Consider the following 19,025-nt stretch of genomic DNA (forward strand, 5'->3'; position numbering starts at 1 on the left):
ATGGCATTGCGACGGAAACGAACGCCCAGGGCGACGCTGGCGCTGCTGTGCAACGCGGTCATCACTGCTGGCTGCACCACCAGTGGGCTGGACAGTCTGCCGTTGCCAGCTCCCGGCATCGGCAGCGGCGGCTATCTCATCACCGCGGTGTTCGCCAACGCGCTGAATCTGCCCGGGCACGCCAAGGTGAAGCTCTCCGGCGCCGATGTCGGCCAGCTGGAGTCGATAGTCGCCCGTAACTACACTGCAGTCACCACGCTGCGCATCATGGACGGTGTCCGGATTCCGTTGGGCAGCACGGCTGAATTGCGGTCGGCGACCCCGCTCGGTGACGTCTTCGTGGCGGTCAAACCGCCGACTCAGGTCGACCCGTCGACGCCGCTGCTCAAGGGTGGCGACATCATCGGGCTGGAGTTCACCGCGTCGGCTGCTACGGTAGAATCGGTGCTGAGTTCGGCGGCGCTTCTGGTCAACGGTGGGGCTGTGCAGAACTTCACCAATATCGTCAACGGCGCCGGCAAGGCGACCGGCGATCAGGGCCAGGCGTTCGGCAGGCTGATCAACCAGTCCAATGAGCTGCTGACAAAACTCAACGCCCGCTCCGGTGAGATCGAGACCGCGCTGCGTGAGACCAGCCGGCTTGCCGACCGGCTTGATGCCCGCAGCGCGGCGCTCACCGATGTGCTCGACGCGGCGGGTCCGGCCACCGACACGCTGGTGGACAACACCGGTCGGCTGGCCGATCTCGTCGAGCAACTCGGCGCGACCAGCCAGCAGCTGGCCCGGTTCCCGTCGATTGCCGGGACCGACGCTTCCGGGCACAGCTTCATCAAGGACGCCAACGTGCTCGCTGGCGCATGGAACGACGTGGCTATCGACCCCGACACCAGTCTGGCCGCGCTGAACCGGTTGCAGGCGCCGATCATCAAGATGACAGCTGGGTCGGCGGTTTCGTTACGGGCAGGTTTTGACAGGCTGGTGTGGGGGTCGATGCCTGACGCCGGCTTCAAAGGAGACCCAGCATTTCACGGCCCGAAGCGCTACGACTGGGCGAAGCTGGCCGGCTCCATCAAGTACGCGCTGTGGCGACTACAGGAGCGCGTGGTGGGGCGCGGCCCGGACTCCGATATGGGGCTGGCGCCGTGGACCGCGGTCGGCCCGCCGATACCTCCCACCCCGGCGGAGGGCGATGTAGCAGCAGCGGAGCTCGGCCCGCCGGGACCAGGGCCGACACCATGATCGAGGCACTCAGCCGGCGCATCGTCGGCTTGGTCCGCGCCGGCGACCGGCGAAAGAACCTGCTGTCAGGGCTCGCGTTGGCGATGACCCTGGTGGTCGCGACCGGCTACCTGCTGGTGGGGGCGCTGCGGGTGAACCCGGCCCGCTCGACCTACCAGATCACGATCGCGCTGCCGGATTCCGGTGGGCTGCTGGCCAACCAGGACGTGTCGGTTCGCGGCGTTCCGGTGGGCCGGATCGAGTCGCTGCGGGTCAGCGGTACCGGTGTCGATGCGGTCGCCAACATCTCCTCGACGGTGAAGATTCCGGCGGCCAGCACGGTGCGCGTGTCGGGCCTGTCAGCCGCCGGTGAGCAGTACATCGACTTCGAGCCCCCGTCGGAGACCGGACCGTTCCTGTCCGCCGGCAGCGTCGTCTCGCGGGACCGCGCCACAACCCCGATCCCGATGTCGCAGTTGCTCGCCGACGCCAACGGCATGCTGGCGCAAACCGATCCGCGCAAGCTCGACCTGATCAAAAAGGAGCTCAGCCTGTCCGACGAGGGTCCGCAGAAGCTGACCGACATCGTCAACGGCGGCACCTTTTTGCTGTCCACCCTGGATTCGGTGCTGCCGGAGACGGTGAGCCTGCTGAAGTCGAGCCGGGTGGCGCTCACCATGCTCAGCGATGTCAACAACGGGGTGGCCGTGACGACCGAGAACCTCGACAAGGTGCTCACGGGCATCAACCGGATGATCGGCGGCTACCATCGATTGGTCGACCAGGCGCCCGGGATGCTGTCGGCGGTCGACGGACTCTTCGATGACAATTCCGACACCATGGTCGGGTTGCTGGGCAACCTGACCACCGCGGCTCAGCTGCTCTATGTCCGGACTCCGGCGCTCAATGCGTTGTTCCCCGCCTACCGCGGTTCGACGCTGGAGGCGCTCGGTACGGCCTTCCACGACAACGGGTTGTGGTTCACCGCCGACCTCTATCCTCGCTACACCTGCGATTACGGGACCCCGCGGCGGCCCCCTTCTGCGGCGGACTACCCGGAGCCGTTCCTGTACGGCTACTGCCGTGACACCGACCAGTCCGTGCTGGTGCGCGGCGCCCACAATGCGCCACGCCCACCCGGCGATGACACCGCGGGACCGCCGCCCGGTGCAGACCTGGCGGCGACCACCGACCCGACACCCAAGGGCCGCTATACGATTCCCACCCCCTACGGCGGTCCGCCCCTGCTGATCGAGCCGCCTCGTTGATGCTCAAGGAGATGCCGCGGTGAGCACCGCCGACGAACCGACCGCCGAGACCGCCCCCGAGGACGTGGAAGAGACAGCCGCGCCGCCGGTGCGCAGGCGTCGGGTCCCGTGGCGGATGGCGCTCGTCGCGGCCGCCTATCTGGCAGTGTTCGGGTTGGTCATCGGGCTCGGCTGGCAGTTGTGGCAACAGCATCGGGTCTCGAGCGCGGAAGCCGCCGGACGACAGGCAGCGGTGGACTACGCCCAGGTGTTGACCAGCATCGACTCTGACAAGGTCGACGACGACTTCGACGCGGTCCTCAACGGTGCAACCGGGGAGTTCAAAGACACCTACACCAAAGCCAGCGTCAACCTGCGGCAGCTGCTGATCGACAACAAGGCCAGGGCACAGGGCACGGTGGTCGAGTCGGCCGTGCAGTCAGGTTCCAAGGACACCGTTGTGGTGCTGGTGATGGTCAACCAGACCATCACCAACACCATGCGGCCCGACCCGCGAGTGGACCGCGCCCGGATGAAGATGACGATGCAGAAGGTCGACGGCCGGTGGCTGGCGAGCAAAGTCGAATTGCCTTAGGAGGCATGCTATGTGGGCGACCCGGCTAGTGACGGGCATGCTCGCCGCGACACTTGCGGTGGCCACGGTGTCCGGGGCACCGGTCGCCGGCGCTTCGGCGCCGTCGTTCTGCAGCGGGCTGGGCGGCAACTGGGACGGGCAGTACTGCACTACCGATGTGCACTCGGAGCGGCTGGCCACCCGCTATATCCGGATGGCGGTGCCCGGGGACCTGGTCGACCACCCGATCGCCGGACCCCCGATCCGCGACTACCTGTCGAAGTTGTTCACCAACTGGCGCACCAAAGGCGCCTCCATGGTGGCCGACAGCTGGGGAAACGAGAACTACGAGATCTTCCAGCACGGCAATGCATTGACCGCGGTCTTCCACGAGGACTACCACTCCGACGGTCCCTACATCAACAACGCCTACCGGACTTTCACGTTCGACATGGGGGCCGGTGGCCGGCAACTGCAATTGGCTGACATCACCAAACCCGGGATCGACCCGTTGGCGACGATCCCGCAACTGGGCGAGCCCTACATCACCGAGGCGCTGGACCGGGCATTCTGGGAACACCGCCCGGGAGACTATCCCTTTGTCCCGGAGCGCTTTACACCCGACAAGGTCTTCTCCGGCGGCTACCGGTCTTGGGCTCTCACCCCCGACGAGCTGATTCTGTACATGCCCGACTACCCGGTCAGCCACGACAGCCCGATTCAGTACAACCAGATGCAGTGGTACATGGACGGTGGCAACGTGCAGGCGCACATCCCGCTGTCGGCGCTCAGCTCGATCCTGCGCCCGGAGTACGGCGGGTCCTGAGCGCGCTCGGGCCTATCAGCCGTAGCGGAACAACGCCAAGCTCGCCGCGACCACGACCCCGGCCATGGCGATGACCGGCGCCACCACAACGTGGGTCAACGTTGCGCCGACAATGGCGCCGAGGATCATCACGAAAACGACGCCGTAGCGCAGCTTTCCGCGGTCGCCGGTCCCACCGGCCAGCCGGCTGTCCACCCCGATACCGACGATCGTCGAGGTCAGCACCGTGGTGTAGAGCTCCTGGATACCGAACTGACGGGCAGTCGAATTCTGCACACCGAACGCGACCGCGAGGCCGGCGATCAAGAGCAGCTTGCTGTTGCTGTAGTAGCCCAACACACCCATTCCAGCCAGCGCCGCCAGCGCCAGCAGCAACACCGCCTCCAAACCGAGCGCAACCGTCAGCCAGCGCCGGCGGCTGTGTTCACCGAAGATCCGGAACAGCCGTCCCCCGATGACCGCGCCCATCAGGAATCCGCCGACCGCCACGATCGCGGCGGTCAGATCGAAGCCGGTGCCGGGGACGAACAGGAACCCCAGGAAGATCGCATTGCCGGTCATGTTCGCGACGAACACCCGCCCCAGCACCAGCACGCTGATCGCGTCCACGAGGCCGGTGGCGAACGTCAACAACAGCAAGGCCACCACCGTGCGCCGTCGTGACAACGGCGACGCGATCGGCATGCTCCCCCCCGTTACCCTCGACCCGGCCCGCGCTCAGCCCTGCAGACGCGGGGTGAGGTCCAGCGAGGTGATGGTCGGCATCCTGGTGACCACCCAGCGGTTCTGGTCACGCTTCATGAAGAGCCGGTAGGTCAGGTACTTGATCTGCGGGATCGATTTGCTCAGTTCACTGGTCGCCGTGGTGTTGGTGTAGACGATCACCGTGGCCTCGGGCCCGTCCAGAGTCTCGACGGCCGCACCGACGATCTCGGTGGTGTCGGTGACCCTCGCCTGCTTGTTGCTGTCTGCGATGGCGTCGATGAATTTCCGATACTGGGCTTCCAGGTCGCCGCTGAGATACACCGAGGCGCGGTCCGGAAGGGAATCCATGTTGTCCGGCGTGTAGTTCCACAGCGTGTGGATCGCCCTGGCCGCGGTCCGGGCGATGTCGAGCTTGGTGGCTACCTCGGCCCGGTCGATGAGATACGGCTGTGCTGCCGCGCCCGCGAATGCGGCGGCGCCGACGAAGGCCGCGGCTGAGACCGCAACCGCAAGCCGCACACCGAATTTGCGCCGGACCGGGCGCTTGTCCGCCGCCGTCTCGGCCTCGACCGCCTCGGCCTCGGCCGTCTCCTCGACCGTCTCCTGGGCCTCCGCTTCGGCTTCCAGATCTACGTCGGCGGCGTCGGGCTCTTCGGTCACAGCACCTGGTTCAGATTGCTGATCTTCCACTGGTCCCCTTCCTTCTGCGCTGTCGCCAACCATCGGGTTGCCACCTTGACATCGTGTTTGCCGTCGGACGACTTGCCGCTGTTCTCAACAGCCACCAGCATGCTGACGCTGCCTTCGTCGTTCCACCGTTCGACACCGGCCGCGGTCACCGTTCCCGTGGTCGGCTCACTGCGCGCCACCGCGATCAGGATCTGATTGGCCTTCTCCTGATACTGCTGGGCGAAATCCCCGGTGGCATGGTCCATGACATTGGCCAGATAGTCGTTGGCATGGAACGGATCCGGCGAGGTGAACATCGTCATGAACGATTCCACCGCGGCCAGCGCCTCGACGTCCCGCAAGGCTGCTCGCCGGTGTTGCTCGTGGGTCACCAGCGTCACCGCGCTGACCGCGACGGCAGCGGCGGCCACCACCAGCGAACTCGCGATCACCATCGGCAGCCGCCGGCGCCGGGGCACCGCCCGGTCGACGAAGAGCGGCTGATCGTCGGTGTCGACGCGGCGGCGCGGACTCATCGCTCCCCCTCGGCCGGCAGCGGCTTACTGACGACGGCGAGATCATCGACGCGCCAGGTTCCCGCGGCCTCGGCGAACGCCACCCGGACGGTGGCGCTGATCAGACGTTCCTTGCCGGCTGTTCCACGCTGGCCCTGCAGGAACAGCAGCATCGTGGCACGGTGCGGGGCGGCGTCGAGTACCGCCGCATCGGTGACCCGATAGAAGTTCGGAACCGGCTTGGCATTGCGGATCGCGTCCTGCTGCGGAACCAGCTGCTCGCGATACTTGTCGGTGGCCAGCGACTGCGCGCGGTCGAAGTCGCCCTGCAAGGTCTCGGGATCGTAGGACAGCATGTCCGCGACGATCTTCGGGCCCTGCCGGGCGATCTGGGCTCGGGCCAGATCCGACTTGTGGTCACGCTGGTAGACCACCGCGTAGGCCGTGGCGGCACCGACGAGGCTCAGGGCGGCCGCGGCCACGAACACCGCCATGGTCACGACCCGGATGTTCGCCGGGGGCTGTCGTGGGTCGGCCGGGCGGACCTCGGTCCGGGCCACGAGGTCGGCAAAAGTACGCCCGCGGCGGTCCCGCAAAGGCCAGATCCAGCCGAGCAGAGCCGGCACGGTGTCGAGCAGGTGCGCCGCCTCGCGCAGCAACAACCGGGCCGCACCGACGGCCGGAGCCGACCCTTCGCCGCCCCGCACCACTTCGATTCCGGTGAACGCGCGGCCCAGGCTCCAGCCCTTGATCGCCGGCAACAGGATCCGGTTGACCTCGGTGGCCAAGAACGCCAAGGCGCCGGTGATGGTCGCGAGCCACCACCAGGGTCCCCCGAACGGGAAGCACAGGGCGGCCATGCCCATCGTCACCATCACTGCCGAACCCGGCAGCAGGTCGATCGCCAGCGCCGTCGCGCGGGCGCGCCACCGGGCCGGTTCGATGCGCGGCGCGTCGGCCAGCGGGTCGGTCACCTGGCCACCTGGTCGAGCTTCGCGATTCGGTACTGCCCGTCCTCCCGGACCATCCGGGCCCGCAGCCGGTAACCGACCTCTTTGCCCTGAGTCTCGATGTTGTCGATCTTGACCCGGAAAGCCACCAGGGCGTCGACCGAACCGTCGGGGTTGTTCCGCTCCACCGCGGCGCCCATCTCGGTGAGTTCGGCGTGGACCTTCGCCGCCTGGTAGGCGTGCACGAACATCTCCGCGTACAGGGCGACCTGGGTGCGGAACTCGCCGGTCGTGCAGTTCAGGATCTTCTGCTGCGCCAGGGCGATGTCCCGCCCATCTGGCGCCTGAGTGGCCACCACGCACTCCTTGGCCGCGGCGATCGCTTCGGCATTGTCGCGGGCCAGCGCCTGGCTCGCCACGTGGTCGCGCAGGCCGACAAAGCCGGCTGCCACCAACCCGGCGGCCAACAGCAGCAACAGCACACAGATCCCCACCTGCTGGCGACGGCCAAGACGCGACGGCGCCGATTCGGCGTCTACTGCCACCGAGTCGGCCGACTCCTGCGAGTCCACCGGCACCGCGTCCTCAGTGCCCTCAGTGCCCAAGGCCGAGGTATCTGCGGTCTGCTGGTCCTCGTCCGTGCTCACCGGAACGGTGCCAGCATCCCCTTCCATCCGTCGTCTCCTATGTTCATCGAGTTCTCGACGGAGTATTCGACGCCGTCTGGCCCCACCGCTTGGCCGCTCTGCGGATTGTAGATCGCGGCTGGTCCCCCACCGGGGGTGTAGATGCAGGGGTTCGGTTGTTGCCCGTTGCACTGCACGCTACCGGTCCCCGGCCGTGACAGCGGGTCGTTCACCGGCGGCGGCGACGGCGGCACCATGTCCGCCGGCAGGGGGTTGAGGCCGGTGTTCACCGACGGCGCCGGAATCACGTGGCCGGGCTCGACCGGCTGGTCACAGCGCGCGCCCAACGCCGGGCAGTTCCGGATCTGGTTCGGATCGCCGTACCAGGGGTTGGTGCCCAGCGGGACGTACGGTTTGTCGCTGCGGCACTCCTTGGGTGTCGCTGCGCGTTTGCCCGGTACGTCCACACACGGGATGTTGCGGACCCCGCGAACGCTGTTGGCCGGCGTGTCCTGCGGAATCCGGCAGGAGACGTCCGGTAGTTCGGCGGGGCTGGTGTCGGCGAACGCCCGCCATTGGGATGCCGGGACGAAGCCGGTCAGACACGGCGGCGGCGTGTTGAGGCTCAGGCCCGGAACCGGCACCGGAAAGATGGGGCCGGGGACGGCACCGAGGGCAACGCCCATCGAGCCCCGGCCCGGGTTGGTGGCAGTCACGGTCTGGATGATGGAGCCGGCCTGCGGCAGGAAGACCAGTACCTGCTCGGTGTTCCGGTTGTAGCGCTTGGCCATCTCGGTCAGGATCGACGCGTTCGCCATCAGCTGGGGCAGCGTGTCCTTGGTGTCGTTGAACACCGTGTGCACCTGGTCGATCAGCGGCGGTAGATCCGACACGATGTGCTTGACCGTGTCTTCTCGGCTGGCCGCCTGGCCGGCGAGAACGTTCAGGTTGCGCGCCCATTGGTGGATGGCGTCGCCGGAGTCGACCTGGCTCTCGATGATCGGTGCCGACTTCTCCACGATGTCGTCGACATCGGCGAGGTTCGTCTTGAAGTCACCGACGATGGCCTGGGTGGCGTCCACGAGCCGCTGCAGCGACGGTCCCAGGCCCCCGACGGCGGTGGCCGTCTCGTCGAGCAGGGCCGCGATCTTGCCGGCCGGCAGCGCGGCGAGTCCGCGGTTGGCGGTGTCCAGCGCCGGCCCGATCGCCGACGGGACCGTGCTCTTGGTGATGGTCTGGCCCGGCTTGAGGTACTGGCCCGGATTACCGGTCGACACCAGATCCAGGTACTGCTCACCGATCGCCGACACCGAATGCACGTTGGCACCGGCGTCGACGGGGATCTTGTATTTGCTGGCGATCTGGAAGGTGGCCTGCGCCCCGGTCTCGGTCGGTTCCACACTGGTGACCCGGCCGATGATGGTGCCGCGGTAGGTGACGTTCGCGGTCTTGTACAGGCCGCCCGCCTCGGGCAGGTCCGCCTTCAGCGAGTACTGGCCCAGGCCCGCCAAGGTCGGCAACCGCAGGTAGTAAACGCCCAACACCAGCAGCGCCACCGCGGTCAGGACGCTGAAGATCGCCAGTTGACGCTTGATCTGAGGTTTCAGCAATTCCGGTCAGCCCTTTCCACATACGGACCGCCGGGTGCGGTTGCCGGGTTCGGCGTGTACCGAACATCCGGGACCATCTTCTCCGGGTCGTGGCCAAAGGACTGCTCCAGTGCCCGCAGCATTCCGGAGAACCCGGTACCGGTCAGGATCGCGTTGTCGATGGACGCGTAGGTGAGGTCCACCATCAGCGAGGTGTTGATGAAGTCACCGCGGACCGCCTTAAAGGCACCGTCGACGTGGTAAGGCGCGGTGATCATCACCTGCAGCAGGTCGGGCAGATACGGCGACGCCTTACGGAGTTCCCGCGCCGGGCACTGGAACGAGGTGAGCACCTTGTGCAGGTCGGACCGCGCGGGCGCGATCTGGGTGTTGACCTGGGTGCCCATCGCGCCCAGTGCCTCGACGGCGTTGATGAAGATCCCCTGCTGCGCGTTGAAGTACTTGAACAGCGGCGGGAAGTCGGTCAAGGCCTTCTCGAGGGTGTCGTTGTGGGCACCGAAGTAGCTCAGCAACCGATTGCTGGAGTCGATCGCCCGGGTGATGTCCTCACGCTGGTCGTTGAGGTTGCCGATGAAGGTGTCCAGCTTGGTCAGGAAGGCGTGGATCTGGTCGGCGCGCCCGTTGGACAGCGCGGCGAACTCGGTGGTGATGGTGTCCAGGTCCGACAACCCGCCGCGCTGCAGCAGCAGGGCAATACCGGCCAGCGTCCGTTCGATCGTCGGGTACGACGTCGAATTGCTCAGTCCGATGGTGTCACCGTTTCTGAGTTCGCCCTCCGGGTTGTCCGGGGACTTCAGTTCGATATGCTGCGAACCCAACAGGCTGGTCTGACCGATCTTCGCCGTGGCGTTGCGTGGCAGGTGAACATCCTTGTTCAGCTTTAGCTTCAGCGTGGCGACCCAGTTCTTCAGCTCGATCCGCTCGACCGCGCCCACGAACACATCGGCGACCAGGACCCGGCTGTTGCCGTTGAGCGCCAAGGTGTCGGGCACCTGGACGTAGACCGTGTAGGCACCGGCGCCACTGCCCGGACCGCCCGGCAACGACACGTTGGCGATACCGCGCCAGCTGCTGCACGACGTCAACGTCAGCGCGGCCATCAGCAGCACGAGCGCCTGCCAGCCGCGCCGGCCGACCGTGTTCATCGCTGTCCTCCGTCTCATCAGCCGTCACCTCGCGGCGCCATCGGTGCCACCGGCCCCGGAATCACGTTCGGGCCCGGCGGAGGCGGCGCGATCGGACCCACCCCGGGAGGCTGGCCGATGAACGGCAGCGGGCCGGGCGATTCGTCATAGGAGTTGGGCRGGCCGGGCGGGGTCTGGAACTGCGACTCCACCGGTGCCGGGTCGGGGCCACCCATCAACTGCGCCAGCGACTCCGGGGTGAGCAGCCGCTCGGTGTCGTGGCCGGGCTGCACGCCCTGCATCCCAGGTGCGGTGATCCAGCCCGGCTGGGTGTTGCGGTGCGAGAACGGGGTGTCGGGCACCCAGATCCCCGGGACAGTGGTGTCCTTGTATCCGGGCGGCGGCTGCAGCCGGGGCTCGGAGTAGGCGATCTCCTTCGGTGTGGTGAACGCGCTGTTCCAGATGTTGATACCGAACGGCAGATAGTTGAACTTGATCGCGTCGGCGATCGGCGCCAGGTATTCCGCGCACAGCTCCGCGGAGTCCTGGTAACCCAGCCGGCTGCCGGCCTGAATCGCGCTACACAGGAACTGCATCGGGTTCGCGAAGTTTGCGATAACCGGGTAGCTGAGCACCATGCCCTGCGCCGGGTGGTAGATCTCGTCCACGCCAGCCAGCACGTTCGGCAGGATGTGCAGCGCGGTCTCGAAACCATCCAGCGCTTCCGGTTGCGTGATGGCGGTGGTCACCTGTTCCACGTTGTTGATGCTGTGCACCAATGGCTTTGCGTTCTGGTTGAGGAACGCCTTGACGATCGTCATCGTCGCGTAGAACTGGTCGGTGGCGGTCGCCAGTGCCTGGTCGGTGCTGTTCAGGTTGCTGGCGAACTTGGCCAGATCATGGTTCAGCGCGACGAACTGCTGGTCGTTGTGGTCCAGCGCCTTGACGAACAGCGACAGGCTGCGTACCACCGCGAAGAAATCACCCCGGCCCTTGTTCAGGGCGGTCAGCGCGTCCGACAGGCTGTTGAAAGCGGTGTTGAGCTGCGTGCCCTTGCCGGCCAGCCCGTCGGCGAAGGATTCGATGGCGTCACCGATCGGGCCCTTGGGCTGCTCCGCCGTCGGCCCCAGCTTGTCGATGATGTTGGTGACATCGTTGCGCAGCGTGTCCCATTCCACCGGGACCTCGGTACGCTCCTCCGGGATCACGGCCTTGTCGGCCAGCACCGGCCCGCCCCGGTACGGCGGCTCCAGCTGAATGGTCCGCGACGCGACCAGAGTCGGGTTCAAGATGATCGCCTTGGCGTCGGCGGGCACCTTGTACTTGTTGTTGTAGTGCAGGGTGACTTTCATCTTGTCGCCGGCCGGCTCGATCTTGTCGATCGCTCCCACCCGGACACCCATGATCTGCACCGCGTCACCGGGGTACAGCGCGTCGGTCTGTGGGAAGTAGGCGACGAGGCTGGTGCTGTTCAGCTTGCGAAAGAGCTGCACTCCTCCGAAGCCGGCAACGAGGGCCAGCGCCAACAGCAGCGACCCGACGATCACCGTCGTCCGCGATCGCTCCGGCAGTCGCAGGTTGCGAACATCAAAGACGGTACTCACGGACGCTCACTCCCTCTTGCGCCACCGCCGCCACCGGGCTGGCTGTTGCCGCCTTCACCAGGCGTGATGAACGGTGCCGGTAGCTGGTTGCCGGGTCCAGGCGGAACAGGCGGACCGGGTGCCCGCGGTGCCGGTGGGGGTGCCGCGCCCGGGTTGGCGGGAGCCGGACCGGCGACCGGGCCCATCGGCTCCGAACGCCCGCCCGGGTTGGCGTCGGGCATCGGAACCGGCGTGCCCGGCACCACCGGCGGCGTCTCGCCCGGACGACCCGCGATCGAGATGCCCGGCGACGACGGGATGCCGTCCGGGTTGGGCGGCGAGACCAACACATCGGTCGGCCCCGGGTACGGTCCGCTCCGTCCGAACGGGCCGTCGTTCGGGTCCAAGTTGGCGCATGGCAGCGGGTTGCCCGGAGTCGGGAACATGCCCGCGGCAGGTGCGTACGAGCACGGCGAACCGGGCGCGACGGCCGGCCCGGGGTGCTCGGGGGTGCCCTCAAGCACCTGCGGAGCGGGCGGCGGTGCACCATTGGCGAACCGATTTCCGTTCGGGTCGGGGTAACGGAACTCCGGCAGGCCGGCGTTGCGCCAGAATTCCTCGGGCGAGATGCCACGCTTCTTGAACGCCGCGTCCACCCAGGGCTGCAGGATCCAGTACGGGATCAGGTTCAGCGTCGAGACCTTGAAGTAGGGGCCCGATGCCATCGCCTCGTTCACGATCGTCAGGTACCTGCCCAGGATGGTGAACATCTCCCGCAGGTCATCCTGGCGCCGCACCAGCATGTCGGTGATGGTGGAGGCCTCTTCGAAGACGTGGTTCAGATCCAGACCCGGATTGTCGCGGACCAGGCCCTGAACCTGTTCGCCGAAATAGGCGATGTTGCCTAGCAACGCCGAGATCGCCTGGCTGCGCTGGTTCACTGCTGCCGAGAGGGTCTGAGTATTGCGCAGCAGCGCGTCGATCTGGTTGCTGCGGTCACCGATAACGCTCGCGACCTGGTTGGTCTGTGCCAGCAGGTGAGTGATCTCGTCGTCACGTTTGCCGATGGTGTCGGAGAACCTCGCGACGCCGTCGAGCGCGTCGCTCAGGTCCGGGTAGGTCTGATCGACCGTCTCCGACAGCACCTTCAACGACTTCTTGACCGTGTCGATGTCCCAGCCGGAGGCGGCCTTGGTGGCGTCGAAGACCGCATCGTAGAGCTGGTAGGGGGTGGTGCTCTGGCCCAACGGCAGCACACCCTGCGGCGCTATGCGGCGCTCACCCTTGGGCTCGATCGACAGCACCTTGCGGCCCAAGATGGTGTCGGTCTTGACCCCGATCCGGCTGTCGCTGCCGATCGGGTTGGCACCGACCGAGAACTTCACCAGCACGTGGTCGCCCTCGATCGACAGATCTTGTACCTTGCCGACGTCCACGCCGGAGATGCGCACCTTGTCGCCGGCGTTCAGGCCGCCGCTATCGGAGAGCTGTCCGAAGTAACTCGGTTCGGCGAAGAGCATCGGCACCGTGGTGAAGGTCTGCCCCACCAGGGTTACCAACGCCACTGTGGCGACACCGATGATGCCGATCCGTGCCCGGTTGGGCGGTTCCAGAGTCCTCACTGAGGCGTGCACCTCCCCGTCGGTTGCTGCCACAACCGAGCGTTTCGCACCGGCCCGCCCGGCTGCAATCCAGGAAGCTTGATAGTCACGTCGCAGAGGTAGAAGTTGAAGAAGTCACCGTAGACCCCGGTGCGCCCGATCAACTTCAACGCCCTCGGAATCTTCTGCAGCAGCTCGTCGACATCGGCGAGCCGGTCCGGCGGCTCCGGACCGGCCACCGGGAACAGGCTGTGCAACTGCGTGCGGTTGTCGGCCAGCAGATCCGCCAGATTGCCGGCGGCGTTACCGAACTCCGCGGTGCCGTTCGCCAGCGGATCGGCGTGGCTGTTCAAACCCTTGACCAGCTTGTCGAAGTTGTCGACCGTTTCGTCGAAGGTCTGGCGATGCCGGACCGCGGTGTCCAGCACCACGTTCAGGTTCTTGACGACCTCGCCGATGGCCGCGTCGCGGTCGGCGATGTGAGCGGTCAACTGAGCGGTCTGCTCCAGGATGTCGTTGATGGTGCCGCCTTGCCCCTGGAAGACCGTGACGATGGTCGAGGCGATGGTGTTGATCTTCTCCGGGTCCAACGCCCGGAACACCGGCTTGAATCCACCGATCAACGCGTCCAGGTCCAGCGCCGGCTCGGTCCGGGAGGCAGGAATGAATCCGCCCATGGGCAGCCGCTGATCGGCACCCTCACCTTCGCCGCGCTTGAGCTCCAGGTAGCGGTTGCCGATGAGGTCGTCGTAACGGATCTGCGCGGTGGTCGACTGGAACAGCGGCAGTGATCGGTCGACGTCGAAGTCGACCACGGCCCGACGACCTCCGTCGACCAGCCGGACCTTTTTGACCTTGCCGATCTCCACGCCGGAGGCGCGCACGAACTGCCCCTGACGCAGGCCGCTGGCGTTGCTGAATTCGGCGGAGTACCGAGCCGTCCGGTCGAACCGGATCTGCCCGAAGACCACGACGAGGCCGACCGTGAAGAGCAGCAGCACCGAGCCGACGGCACCGAGTTTGAGGGCGGTTCTGGTGATGTTCATGGGTTAATCGTGTATTCCCCGACTTGGCGACCCCAGATGTAATCAACAGCCAGGGGCGATCCGGTTTCAAAGTGGTTGAACGGCGCTTGGCTGACTCCCGTGTCGGCGACCAGGTAAGGCGCCGGCCAGAAATCGTGAGTGATCTCCTGCCAGCAGCCCGGCGCACCGCCGGGGCCACCGCGAGCGTTGTAACGCGGCAGGTTCTCGGGATAGATGTACGGGTTGGCCGGTCCGACCAGCTCACTGTTGGTGGCGAGCGAGTAGCCGTCGCCGCCGAGGAAGTCGTAGACCTTGGGTGCGCCCTCGGCGAGGTTGCGGATGGCGCAGAACAACTCCGGGCTGTACTCGTCCAGCAGTGCCGACACCGGGACCAGGTCGGAGAACTGCGCACGGAAGTACGGCCCGAACCGCTGGGTGACATCCGCCCCGAGGTTGCCCACCCCGGCGGCGCCCAGCAACGCGGCGTCCAGTTCCTTCTGCTGGTTGGTGATCGTCTTGACGGTGACGGACGAGGAGTCCAAGAAGCCGATCAGATCCGGCGCTCCGTCGGCGTAGACCTCGGCCAGGGTTGCGAAGCCCTTGAGGTCGCGACGGAACGAAGGCATCCGTGCGTTGACGTCATCGAGAATCGCGTTGCCGTTGACCAGCGATTCGCCGAGCTTGTCGCCCAGCCCGGTCAATGCCTCGGCCGCGGCGTGCAGCGTCAGATTCAGCTTGATCGGGTCGACATGCTCGGACAGGTTGTTGATGGTCTCGAACAGTGTGTTGAGCTCCGTCGTCACCGAGGTCGCGATGATGTTCTTGCTGGTGATGCGTTCCCGCGCCGGGTGTTCCGGGGCGGTCAGCGACACGTACTTGTTGCCGAACAGCGTGGTAGCCAGAATGTCGGCTTTGACGTTGGACGGGATCAGCTTGAGGTACTTGGGGTTCACGTCGAGGGTGAACTTGGCAGCCGGCTTGTTCTCGTACTCGGTCGGCGCAATGGCAGCCACACGCCCGATCTGGACGCCGTTGTAGGTCACTGGCCCACCCGGATCCATCACCAGACCGGCACGCGGCGCGACCATGGTCAGCGACGTCGTCTTGGTGAAGGCCCCGCGGAACTGGCCGTAGACCAGGCCCGCGATCAGCGCCAAGACCGCGAAGGTCACCACGCCCGCGATCCGGAACGGCGGGTTGTGCACTTTGTTCTGCTTCCCGGTTGCCATGCGCGTCACATCGTTAGGTTGAAGTTGGGGTCGACGCCGTAGAGCGCCAACGCTGCGAGCAACACGACTGTGGGCACCGTGATCAGGGACAGCCGCATCGACTGGCCCACCGCGCTGCCGACACCGACCGGACCGCCACTGGCGTTGAAGCCGTAGTAGCAGTGGGTGACCATGACCACCACGGCGATCAAGATGGTCTCGATGAACGACCAGAACACATCGTCTGGCCGCAAGAACGTTCGGAAGTAGTGGTCGTAAGTACCCGACGACTGCCCGAAGAACAACGTGGTGACGATCTGGGGTGCGGCGAACGCCATGATCAGCGCGAGGGCGTACAGCGGGATGATCACGGTGAAGCCCGCCACCACGCGGGTCGACACCAGGTAGGCGATCGAGTTGATCCCCATCACTTCGAGGGCGTCGATCTCCTCACTGATGCGCATCGCGCCGAGTTCGGCAGTGGCGCCGGCTCCGACCGTCGCAGCCAAGGCGATACCCGCGTTGACCGGACCGACCACGCGGACGTTGACCAGGGCGGCGGCGAAACCGGTGTAGGTCTCCACACCGATGTTGCCCAGCGAGGTGAACCCCTGGATCGCGATCAGCGAGCCGCCGGCCAGCATCACGAAGCCCATGATGGCGACGGTGCCGCCGATCACGGCCATGGCGCCGGTGCCCATGCCCAATTCGGCGACCAGGCGCAGCGTCTCGGTGCGGTACCGGCGCAGCGCCCAGGGGATTTCCCGGAGGGCGGTCAGCGAGAACCAGCCGAGCCGACCGCTCCTTTCGAGCCCGCGGCCAGCCATCCCGACGTAGCGCTGGTAGTTCGCAACCAGCCCGGGAAAACGGCCCCGGACAACTGTCGATGTCGACATGTCAGGTCCCCGTTCCGAACTTCACGCCGATGGTGGTCAACACCACGTTCACGGCGAACAACGCAAGTACGCACAGCACGACGGTTTCGTTCACGGCCGTACCCAGGCCCTTGGAGCCGCCGCGGACGGTGAGGCCGCGGTAGCAACCGACGAGGCCGGCGATAAGTCCGAACACGCTGGCTTTCACCGTCGAGATGATCACCTCGGGCAGCCCGGTCAGCAGAGTCAACGTCGACAGGTAGGCGCCGCCGGACACGTTCTGCAGGTAAACGCCGAAGAGGAAGCCTCCAGCCAGGCCGATCACGATCACCAGGGCGTTGAGGAGCAGGGCCACTACGGTCGCGGCGATCACCCGGGGCACCACCAGTCGATGGATCGGGTCGATACCGAGCACTTCCATCGCGTCGATCTCTTCGCGAATGGTGCGGGCGCCCAGGTCGGCACAGATCGCGGTGGACCCGGCCCCGGCCACCACCAGCACGGTCACCAGCGGCCCCAACTGGGTGACCGCGGCGATGCCGGCTCCGGCTCCGGAAACGTCGGCAGCACCGAACTGCGCCAACAGGATATTCAGCGTGAAGACCAGGAGAACGGTCAGCGGAATGGCAACCGCGATGGTCGGAATGATGGCGACGCTGGTGATGAACCAGCCCTGCTGCACGGTCTCACGCCACTGGAACGGCCGTACGAAAAGCGCACGGGCGGTCAGAGCACACATTCTGAAGAATCCGCCGACCATGATCAGCGGCGGCAGCACCCGATCCCGGAGGAAGTCGGCGACACGGGGACGCGCTGGAGCTGTCACACCACCCCCCTCACCAGAAATCCCGCCGCACGACTCAGCAAGGAACCGCGTCGCACAGTGTCTTCTCCGTCCGTCGTTCAGCGAGACCCGCGTCACCTTATCGGCCCGAAGTGCCCTTGGCGACCATCGGACCATACCTGATGGCTGCGTGAGAGGGACATCGAACGAGCGGAACCTGCGCGGGTTTCCTACCGGAGAGTAACGTGCCGCGACCTCACTCATCGCTGTTTCGGGCGGCATCGCTTGGGGGGCTGCCCTACTCGGATCCCTGAGCCGCCCCGTAGTTAATGCGCAGTTCGGTTTTGAGCACTTTCCCGGCCGGGTTGCGAGGCAGGGCCTCGACGATCTCGAGCGCCTTGGGGTGCTTGTAGCGCGCCAGCCGCTGCGTCAAGAAATCGTCGAGGTCGGCCAGGGTCAGGCCCGCCCGCGACAGCGCGGCGACCGCGATCGGAACCTCGCCCCAGCGCTCGTGCGGGCGACCGATAACGGCGACCTCGGCAATATCGGGGTGATCGGCCAGCACGTTCTCCACTTCGGCGCAGTAGACGTTCTCGCCGCCGGAGATGATCATGTCCTTCTTACGGTCGACGACCCAGACGTAGCCCTCTTCATCCATCCGGACCAGATCGCCGGAGTGGAACCAGCCGCCGGCAAAGGCCTCAGCGGTGGCCTCCGGCTTGTTCCAATACCCGCTCATCAAGGTGGGCGCCCGGTAGACGATCTCGCCCACCTCACCGACGGCGACGTCGTTCATCTGCTCGTCGACGACCCGAGCGCAGACGGTCGGAATGACGGTGCCGACCGAACCGCGCTTTCTGGTGGCGTCCTCACCGAGCAGGATGCAGGTGACCGGCGACATCTCCGTCTGCCCGAAGGCCGCCAGGATCTTGGTGCCGGGGAAGGTCTCCGCCATCTGCCGCAGCAACGCATCAGAGGCCGGCGCCGCTCCCCACGACATGGTCCGCAACCGGATGTCGCGCGGGTTGGCCTGCTGCTGAGCGCAGACCGCCTGCCATTGCGCCGGCACCAGGAAGATGCCGGTGACCCGTTCGGCGGCCAGTACGTCGAGCAGTTGGCCGGCGTCGAACGCACCGAGCGGGTTGATGACGGTCGGGATGCCCAGCCACATGCCGGGCAGCAGGTTGCCCACACCGGCGATATGGAAGAACGGCACTCCGATGAAGGCCACGTCGGAGGTGCCGGTGCCGGCGGTGTGCAGCGCGGTCATCGTCTGGCCGACCAGGTTGGTGTGGGTGAGCACCGCTCCCTTGGGCAGACCGGTGGTACCCGAGGTGTACATGATCAGGGCCGGCGAATCGTTGGGAATGTCCACCGGCGCATGCGGTTCGCCGGTCTCGTTGATCAGGTCTTCGTAGGCGATCAAGCCGTCTCCGGCCGAATCGCCGGCGACCACCAGGGTCTGCACCACATCGGTCAGCTCCCGCACACCAGTGGCGACCGGTACCAACGCCGGTTCCGTGATCAGCACCCTGGCCTCACAGTCGGTGACCAGATAGGCGATCTCCGGCGGGGTGAGCCGGAAGTTGACCGGAACGGCGATCCCGCCCAGCATGTTCGCGGCCAGCACCGACTCGACGAACTCGGTGCGGTTGAGCATCAGGATCATCACCCGGTCACCGGCGCGGACCCCACGGCGGCTCAGGGCGTCGGCCAGCGCGCCAACGCGATCCCGCAGCTGCGACCAGGTGGTGGTCTGGCCCAGGAACCGCAGTGCCGGAGCGTCCGGTTTCATCAGTGCGTGCCGGTCCAGCTGGTTGACCCAGTTCTGTCGACGCGCCCGGTAGGGCTGCTCGGCGGGATCAACGGTTGCGTGGCTCAATTC

Annotated in this window: 18 protein-coding genes; 4 read left to right on the forward strand and 14 right to left on the reverse strand. The window is 66.4% G+C overall.

The genetic code is table 11. The features are described 5' to 3' along the window. The 4 genes from EJK91_RS12810 to EJK91_RS12825 are packed head-to-tail and all read left to right on the forward strand — an operon-like array spanning position 1 to position 3,865. Positions 1-1,239, forward strand: a complete 1,239-nt coding sequence (locus tag EJK91_RS12810; protein ID WP_047320373.1) for an MCE family protein — start codon at positions 1-3, stop codon at positions 1,237-1,239. After that, positions 1,236-2,486, forward strand: a complete 1,251-nt coding sequence (locus EJK91_RS12815) for an MlaD family protein (RefSeq protein WP_047320372.1) — start codon at positions 1,236-1,238, stop codon at positions 2,484-2,486. Before EJK91_RS12810 ends, EJK91_RS12815 begins: the two co-directional genes overlap by 4 nt. Before the next feature lie 19 nt (positions 2,487-2,505). Continuing rightward, entirely contained in the window at positions 2,506-3,060 is a 555-nt protein-coding gene (locus EJK91_RS12820) for a hypothetical protein (RefSeq protein ID WP_047320371.1), read from the forward strand. A 10-nt stretch (positions 3,061-3,070) separates the two neighbouring features. After that, positions 3,071-3,865 carry a mannan-binding family protein gene (locus EJK91_RS12825; RefSeq protein WP_047320370.1) on the forward strand — a complete coding sequence of 265 codons (795 nt, stop codon included), beginning with the start codon at positions 3,071-3,073 and terminating at the stop codon, positions 3,863-3,865. A 15-nt stretch (positions 3,866-3,880) separates the two neighbouring features. Here the strand turns inward: EJK91_RS12825 and EJK91_RS12830 are convergent, their stop codons facing one another. The 14 genes from EJK91_RS12830 to fadD5 all read right to left on the reverse strand — a co-directional run bounded on the left by EJK91_RS12830 (position 3,881) and on the right by fadD5 (position 19,022). Continuing rightward, a complete protein-coding gene (locus tag EJK91_RS12830; RefSeq protein ID WP_047320369.1) occupies positions 3,881-4,549 on the reverse strand; it encodes a YoaK family protein in 669 nt (222 codons plus the stop codon). A 33-nt stretch (positions 4,550-4,582) separates the two neighbouring features. Next, a complete protein-coding gene (locus tag EJK91_RS12835; RefSeq protein WP_052956956.1) occupies positions 4,583-5,293 on the reverse strand; it encodes a hypothetical protein in 711 nt (236 codons plus the stop codon). Continuing rightward, entirely contained in the window at positions 5,227-5,775 is a 549-nt protein-coding gene (locus EJK91_RS12840) for a hypothetical protein (protein ID WP_047320409.1), read from the reverse strand. The genes EJK91_RS12835 and EJK91_RS12840 overlap by 67 nt, the downstream gene beginning before the upstream one ends. Continuing rightward, entirely contained in the window at positions 5,772-6,728 is a 957-nt protein-coding gene (locus tag EJK91_RS12845) for an RDD family protein (protein ID WP_047320367.1), read from the reverse strand. The genes EJK91_RS12840 and EJK91_RS12845 overlap by 4 nt, the downstream gene beginning before the upstream one ends. Next, a complete protein-coding gene (locus EJK91_RS12850) occupies positions 6,725-7,378 on the reverse strand; it encodes a hypothetical protein (protein WP_047320366.1) in 654 nt (217 codons plus the stop codon). The genes EJK91_RS12845 and EJK91_RS12850 overlap by 4 nt, the downstream gene beginning before the upstream one ends. Continuing rightward, complete coding sequence (locus EJK91_RS12855) at positions 7,348-8,940, reverse strand: MCE family protein (RefSeq protein WP_047320365.1); 1,593 nt, start codon at positions 8,938-8,940, stop codon at positions 7,348-7,350. The genes EJK91_RS12850 and EJK91_RS12855 overlap by 31 nt, the downstream gene beginning before the upstream one ends. Continuing rightward, on the reverse strand, positions 8,934-10,085 hold the full coding sequence (locus EJK91_RS12860) for an MCE family protein (protein ID WP_047320364.1): 1,152 nt from the start codon (positions 10,083-10,085) through the stop codon (positions 8,934-8,936). The genes EJK91_RS12855 and EJK91_RS12860 overlap by 7 nt, the downstream gene beginning before the upstream one ends. A gap of 17 nt (positions 10,086-10,102) precedes the next feature. Further along, positions 10,103-11,668, reverse strand: coding sequence for an MCE family protein (locus EJK91_RS12865; protein ID WP_125079118.1), 1,566 nt, complete (start codon positions 11,666-11,668; stop codon positions 10,103-10,105). Continuing rightward, positions 11,665-13,269: an MCE family protein gene (locus EJK91_RS12870; protein ID WP_047320362.1), complete on the reverse strand. Its 1,605-nt coding sequence runs from the start codon at positions 13,267-13,269 to the stop codon at positions 11,665-11,667. Before EJK91_RS12870 ends, EJK91_RS12865 begins: the two co-directional genes overlap by 4 nt. Beyond that, positions 13,266-14,294, reverse strand: a complete 1,029-nt coding sequence (locus EJK91_RS12875) for an MCE family protein (protein ID WP_125079119.1) — start codon at positions 14,292-14,294, stop codon at positions 13,266-13,268. The genes EJK91_RS12870 and EJK91_RS12875 overlap by 4 nt, the downstream gene beginning before the upstream one ends. Continuing rightward, positions 14,291-15,502 (reverse strand): MCE family protein, encoded by a 1,212-nt coding sequence (locus EJK91_RS12880; RefSeq protein ID WP_105294445.1) that lies wholly within the window; start codon positions 15,500-15,502, stop codon positions 14,291-14,293. The genes EJK91_RS12875 and EJK91_RS12880 overlap by 4 nt, the downstream gene beginning before the upstream one ends. Positions 15,503-15,507: 5 nt before the next feature. Continuing rightward, a complete protein-coding gene (locus EJK91_RS12885) occupies positions 15,508-16,377 on the reverse strand; it encodes an ABC transporter permease (RefSeq protein ID WP_064890491.1) in 870 nt (289 codons plus the stop codon). 1 nt (position 16,378) lies between these two features. Beyond that, entirely contained in the window at positions 16,379-17,116 is a 738-nt protein-coding gene (locus tag EJK91_RS12890) for an MlaE family ABC transporter permease (protein ID WP_105294450.1), read from the reverse strand. Positions 17,117-17,438: 322 nt separating this feature from the next. Next, a complete protein-coding gene (gene fadD5, locus EJK91_RS12895; protein WP_046283313.1) occupies positions 17,439-19,022 on the reverse strand; it encodes a fatty-acid--CoA ligase FadD5 in 1,584 nt (527 codons plus the stop codon). Positions 19,023-19,025: the final 3 nt, after the last annotated feature.

This window comes from Mycobacterium sp. P7213 (genome assembly GCF_900604305.1).
Lineage (GTDB): Bacteria > Actinomycetota > Actinomycetes > Mycobacteriales > Mycobacteriaceae > Mycobacterium.

Coding starts and splice junctions, on each gene's coding strand:
- EJK91_RS12810 (WP_047320373.1), top strand. CDS start 1: ATGGCATTGCGACGGAAACGAACGCCCAGGGCGACGCTGGCGCTGCTG.
- EJK91_RS12815 (WP_047320372.1), top strand. CDS start 1,236: ATGATCGAGGCACTCAGCCGGCGCATCGTCGGCTTGGTCCGCGCCGGC.
- EJK91_RS12825 (WP_047320370.1), top strand. CDS start 3,071: ATGTGGGCGACCCGGCTAGTGACGGGCATGCTCGCCGCGACACTTGCG.
- EJK91_RS12830 (WP_047320369.1), bottom strand. CDS start 4,549: ATGCCGATCGCGTCGCCGTTGTCACGACGGCGCACGGTGGTGGCCTTG.
- EJK91_RS12835 (WP_052956956.1), bottom strand. CDS start 5,293: ATGGTTGGCGACAGCGCAGAAGGAAGGGGACCAGTGGAAGATCAGCAA.
- EJK91_RS12840 (WP_047320409.1), bottom strand. CDS start 5,775: ATGAGTCCGCGCCGCCGCGTCGACACCGACGATCAGCCGCTCTTCGTC.
- EJK91_RS12850 (WP_047320366.1), bottom strand. CDS start 7,378: ATGGAAGGGGATGCTGGCACCGTTCCGGTGAGCACGGACGAGGACCAG.
- EJK91_RS12860 (WP_047320364.1), bottom strand. CDS start 10,085: ATGAACACGGTCGGCCGGCGCGGCTGGCAGGCGCTCGTGCTGCTGATG.
- EJK91_RS12875 (WP_125079119.1), bottom strand. CDS start 14,294: ATGAACATCACCAGAACCGCCCTCAAACTCGGTGCCGTCGGCTCGGTG.
- EJK91_RS12880 (WP_105294445.1), bottom strand. CDS start 15,502: ATGGCAACCGGGAAGCAGAACAAAGTGCACAACCCGCCGTTCCGGATC.
- EJK91_RS12885 (WP_064890491.1), bottom strand. CDS start 16,377: ATGTCGACATCGACAGTTGTCCGGGGCCGTTTTCCCGGGCTGGTTGCG.
- EJK91_RS12890 (WP_105294450.1), bottom strand. CDS start 17,116: ATGGTCGGCGGATTCTTCAGAATGTGTGCTCTGACCGCCCGTGCGCTT.